Source organism: Methylobacterium sp. WL7, assembly GCF_008040085.1.
In the GTDB taxonomy this organism is placed as follows: domain Bacteria; phylum Pseudomonadota; class Alphaproteobacteria; order Rhizobiales; family Beijerinckiaceae; genus Methylobacterium; species Methylobacterium mesophilicum.
Genome location: NZ_VRVG01000305.1, coordinates 1 through 1,465, shown reverse-complemented (window position 1 = coordinate 1,465; position 1,465 = coordinate 1). Strand labels below are relative to the sequence as shown.

At 65.5% G+C, this 1,465-nt stretch carries 2 protein-coding genes; both read left to right on the top strand.

What is annotated here, in order from left to right:
• Nucleotides 1–504: hypothetical protein (locus FV233_RS30765; RefSeq protein WP_187278275.1), on the top strand; the 504-nt coding region annotated here is incomplete at its 5' end.
• A gap of 92 nt (nucleotides 505–596) precedes the next feature.
• Nucleotides 597–854, top strand: coding sequence for a hypothetical protein (locus tag FV233_RS29420; RefSeq protein ID WP_246690145.1), 258 nt, complete (start codon nucleotides 597–599; stop codon nucleotides 852–854).
• The last annotated feature ends 611 nt before the right edge of the window (nucleotides 855–1,465 follow it).

The following is a 1,465-nucleotide window of genomic DNA, read 5'->3' as shown; positions in this document are numbered from 1 at the left end:
CGCCACCAGCGTGCGATCACCCGCGACGTCGACTATCTCAAAGCCAACGCATCCGTCTCGGCCGGGCCCCAGTCACCAGCCGCCGCGCCCCTACTTCCCCACCCCGCACCGACGATCCGGGCCTACCGCGTCATCGTCCGCTGCCTGACGCTGGCGGCAGAGTGCCTGACCGACTGGCACGCGGACGCGCTCTGGCGCTCTTTCCGCCGTATGGTCCGCCGAGTCGAACGCGGCGAGAACCGCTTCATCGCGCTGCGCGACCATGTCGGCACCGCCATCGAAACCACGCTGCTAGACGAGATCGCCCACGCCCTGCCGACGATCTGGGACGCGCTCACCGCCGCCATCCACGACCTCGTGCGCCGGCACTGGCACACCCTCGTTACGGCCGCCGCGCGCTGCTCCGCAGAGAATCGCTGGGCCGACTCACACCTCGTCCCGCGCAACCTGCGCCGTCTGCGCCGGCTCATGGCATCGCCTACCGCTCCCAACACGATGGCCTGAAACGGATCGCTGACGAGACCGCCGACGCGGCCCCGCCGTGCGCCAAAATATATCGCCGCCGCCCAACTAATATCGAGCACGAGGCGGCGGCGATGACGACTACGAACACCGAAGTCCAGGCAGCACATGCCGCCCCCATACCCACCGTCCCGCCGATCACGGTCGGTGCAATGTCCATCGATGACTTCTGCCGATGGGCAGGTATCGGCCGTTCACTCGCCTACACCGAGATCGCCGCTGGGCGCCTACGCACGAAGAAGGTCGGGCGGCGCACGCTGGTCACCGCCGAGGCGGCAAGTACCTGGCTCGCTGCCTTGCCCGACGGCAATGACACTGGAAACGCTGCGTAGCCCCAGCGTGTCAGCGACTGTGCTGACCCGCTACATTACCCATACCCCTTACGGTACCGCCCAGCCCTCACGCAGCACCCACCGCCGCCGGCGGCACCTGCGGCACCTGCGGCACCTGCGGCGCCTGCCGCTATTGACCGCCGTTGGCAGCGCCGTCGCACCCAACCCGCCGCCGCGGCGGCAGCCTGGGAACCCAGGTAGGTAGTGCCTCTGCCACCCAGCAATCGATTATCATTCCGTTCGCACCGTTCAGACGTATGCCTACGCTGGCCGGCGAAGCCTCCTCCCTTCGTTCATTTGCTAGGCTTGTATGAACGGGGCCGGTGAAGGCCGGTATATAGTCACTCCTCAGCCTTTCTTGCTGATGCCAACTATCTGATAGCAAAACGATTTTTCGTGCAGATGAGGGGCGCAATCTGGCAACATAAAAACGATGACAGATTGTTGGGCCGGCAGCACCGCCCCTCGGGGGGGGGGCTCAACGGCTCTAGAGGCTGTTATGAACTGAATGGGTGAGGTTTGCGTTTTTGGGCATGAGCGCAGGTCGTGCCGGCTATCCCTCTGACGTGTCCGATGAGGAATGGGCGCTGGTTGCGCCGTATCTGGCGCTG

Excerpts from the sequence above, each read along its gene's own strand:
- FV233_RS29420 (WP_246690145.1), top strand. The coding sequence starts at position 597 with ATGACGACTACGAACACCGAAGTCCAGGCAGCACATGCCGCCCCCATA.